Below are 2,792 nucleotides of genomic sequence, written 5' to 3' on the forward strand. Positions count from 1 at the left end.
TGTGTATAAGAGACAGGGTGTGGGACGCGGGGGGCGGGCGGCCGGAGATCCGGCCGGAGAACTACGCCGCCGTCTCCGGACGGGGGCTCCTGCTCATGGCCGAACTCGTCCACGCCTGGGGCGTCCGTCCTCTCAACGAGGGCGGCAAGGTCGTGTGGGCCAAGCTTCGCTGACGATGAACGAGCTCGTGGCGTTGCTGCTGCTCCACCACCTGTTTCCCGAGTGGGGAATCATGCGGGACGGTGAGGGAGTGTGGCGGGCGGTAGGCCCTGCCCTGATCTCGGCGCCCGGCCTGGACGGGCTGCTGGGTTCGCTCGCCACCGCGGACCGGGACGCCGCCCGGCGTGCGGTCTCGCTGCTGCCCTCAGGCTAGGCCTTGAGGGTGACCTTCACCCTCCGGTGTCGGGTCACGTTTCCGGGTAAGTTCTCGGTCGAGCCGGGGCGGATGCTGACCACCTTGGAGGTTCGGACGTTCAGGTAGCTCCTGGCGACGAGCTTGTACAGGTTCTGGTCGTACCGCACGATGACCTCGTCGAGCACGACCTCCCGCGTGTTCTGCTCCTTGCCCATGTCATTGTCCTTTCGGTTTGTTCCGACCTGTCTGGTCGGCCGGGGCTTCGCCTCGGCATTGATGACCGTCCGTGATGGAGGGCTGTCCCCCCTTTCGACGGGAATCTCAGGGGGAGAGGGGAGAACGGCCTGTCGCCGACCCGGTTCACAGCGGTCCTCCGATCCCGCTCCCGCCTCTGGCGCGTTCCCGAGCATCGGCTACCTGGAACGTGCGCACATGCCGGAGGTCGGCCCCATGGCTTCGATCTCGCCTGGACTCTCCCACTGCGGGAGGGTGCAGCATGGTGGCAACAGTCCTGTGGTCGCGTCTACGGAGCTGACCGCTGTCCAGAAGGGAACGGCATGACCACGATGATCGACGTTGACGCCCCCGGGACGCAGCACTGCGAGACGACCGCGCTGACGGTGCTGCTGCGGCACCAGGGAATCGACCTGTCCGAGCCCATGCTCTTCGGCCTCGGCTCCGGCCTGTCCTTCGTCTACTGGGACAGCAAGAACATGGGCTTCCCCTTCCTCGGAGGACGGGTCAAACCTTTCGAGCTCACCAGAAACCTGGCCGCCCGGCTCCGGCTGGAGTTGCTGGTCCAGGAGACCACCTCACCCCGCAGGGCTTGGGAGAACGTGGTCGCCCCCATCGACGCCGGACGTCCCCTCGGACTCCAGCTCGACAGCTATTACCTGGACTACTTCCGGTCGAAGGTGCATTTCGGCGGTCATATCGTCGCCATGTACCGCTACGACGACCACGACGCCTACCTGGTGGACACCGACCAGCAAGGTGGAACCGTGGCCACCAGCCTGACCAGCCTCGCCCAAGCCAGGGCGGCGCGAGGCCCGATGACCGCCAAGCACCGGTCCTTCACCCTCACCGCTCCGAAGGGCCTGCCCTCCCCGCGGGAACTGGTGGTCCCGGCCGTCACCGCCTGCGCCGACGCCTTCCTCAACCCGCCCATCGCCAACCTCGGCCACCGAGGCATCGAGAAGGCCGGCAAGCTGGTGCCCACATGGCTCCGGCGGACCGACAGCCCCCAGCGGGACCTGGCGCAGGCCGCCCTGTTGATGGAGAAGGCCGGGACCGGCGGCGCCCTGTTCCGCAACTTCTACCGCGACTTCCTCGCCGAATGCACCCACCTGCTCGACAGCCGCCACCTGCGCACCGGCCACGGGCTGTACAGCGAGGCGGCCACCCTGTGGACTGAAGTCGCAGCCCTGGTCGCACAGGCCGGAGAATCGGGTCATGCGCAGCGCCTCGAACAGGCCGGCGCCGTCCTCGGGGATCTTTCACGCATAGAGCACGAGGCGATGCAGGCGCTGAGCCGCCTGGGCCAATGATCACCGGCGGTGGCCGACCGCGTTCTCGGGGATCGGGCTACAAGCTCACGGTCGACATGGGGCGGTCGGCCTCGGCGGTATGCGGTGACGCGGAAAGGGGCTGTGAGGGGGTCCAGCGCCAGCCGGTGCGGTGCAGCGCCTCGGCGTGATCGATCAGTACTCGCTTGCGTGTGTCGAACTCGGTGGGATCCAGGTACTCGGGCGTAGCCGTGGTCTGGTCCGGATGCTTGCGGTACAGCTCACCCGGCTCTTCCTGCATCCAGCCCGGCGAGACCGCCTCGGCGGCGAGTGGCAGCGCCATGTCCTCGGCCGCGGGCAGGGCCGGCCAGGCGCCGATCGCGCGGACGAGGTCCGTGTGGAGCGTCACTGTGGTGCACATGACCGGGCAGGCGTCATCGATCAGTCCATCGAGCAGGGCCCGCGGTGGAAGCGGGCCCGGTTCAGGGTCGTTGGGGCCGGGTCGGAGGGAGCCGTCGGGCATGAGGTCCAGGCATGGCGCGGCCACCCAGCCCACGTCGGGGCGCTCGGTGAGGACTTCGATGTCGCGGGCGAGGGTGTGCGCGTCCGGAAGCAGGTCGTCGGCGTCGAGGCAGCGCAGGAGCGCGCCCTCAGCGCGCGGCAAGGCCATGGTGCGAGCCCAGGCCGCACCGCCCCTTCGGCCGGAGCCCTTCGAGATCCACGAGGTGTCCGGGACCTTTTCCAGGGGGCGACCCGTCTGCCCGTCTTCCTGTAGGAGCCATTGCATGCCCCATCCGTGGGGAAGGGACTGGCTGGACAGGCAGGCGAAGGTGTCGCCAAGGAAGGTGTCGCCGCCGTCGTGGACCGGGGTGACCACGGTTATTACGGGCATCGGGGAATGCGCCTTTCCGGGGATCGGGAGCCATCTGCAC

At 68.4% G+C, this 2,792-nt stretch carries 5 protein-coding genes; 3 read left to right on the forward strand and 2 right to left on the reverse strand.

Features of this window, described 5'->3' with window-relative positions:
* Positions 1–17 precede the first annotated feature (17 nt).
* Together E1281_RS40985 and E1281_RS38955 are read left to right on the forward strand one after the other, a co-directional pair.
* A complete protein-coding gene (locus E1281_RS40985; protein ID WP_165959314.1) occupies positions 18–173 on the forward strand; it encodes an ATP-binding protein in 156 nt (51 codons plus the stop codon).
* Positions 174–175: 2 nt separating this feature from the next.
* The gene (locus E1281_RS38955) at positions 176–373 is read left to right on the forward strand and encodes a hypothetical protein (protein WP_131884706.1); all 198 of its coding nucleotides are present in this window, start codon (positions 176–178) and stop codon (positions 371–373) included.
* On the opposite strand, the gene E1281_RS38960 is transcribed toward E1281_RS38955, so the two are convergent.
* Positions 370–570, reverse strand: coding sequence for a hypothetical protein (locus tag E1281_RS38960; protein WP_131884707.1), 201 nt, complete (start codon positions 568–570; stop codon positions 370–372). The two genes, E1281_RS38955 and E1281_RS38960, sit on opposite strands and share 4 nt — an antisense overlap.
* A gap of 342 nt (positions 571–912) precedes the next feature.
* On the opposite strand from E1281_RS38960, the gene E1281_RS38965 reads away from it, so the two are divergent.
* Positions 913–1,902, forward strand: coding sequence for a BtrH N-terminal domain-containing protein (locus E1281_RS38965; RefSeq protein WP_131884708.1), 990 nt, complete (start codon positions 913–915; stop codon positions 1,900–1,902).
* A 37-nt stretch (positions 1,903–1,939) separates the two neighbouring features.
* Here the strand turns inward: E1281_RS38965 and E1281_RS38970 are convergent.
* Positions 1,940–2,792: glycosyltransferase (locus tag E1281_RS38970; protein WP_207943779.1), on the reverse strand; the 853-nt coding region annotated here is incomplete at its 5' end.

Origin of the sequence: Actinomadura sp. KC345, assembly GCF_004348515.1 — a bacterium.
In the GTDB taxonomy this organism is placed as follows: domain Bacteria; phylum Actinomycetota; class Actinomycetes; order Streptosporangiales; family Streptosporangiaceae; genus Spirillospora.

Excerpts from the sequence above, each read along its gene's own strand:
- E1281_RS38955 (WP_131884706.1), top strand. The coding sequence starts at position 176 with ATGAACGAGCTCGTGGCGTTGCTGCTGCTCCACCACCTGTTTCCCGAG.
- E1281_RS38960 (WP_131884707.1), bottom strand. The coding sequence starts at position 570 with ATGGGCAAGGAGCAGAACACGCGGGAGGTCGTGCTCGACGAGGTCATC.
- E1281_RS38965 (WP_131884708.1), top strand. The coding sequence starts at position 913 with ATGACCACGATGATCGACGTTGACGCCCCCGGGACGCAGCACTGCGAG.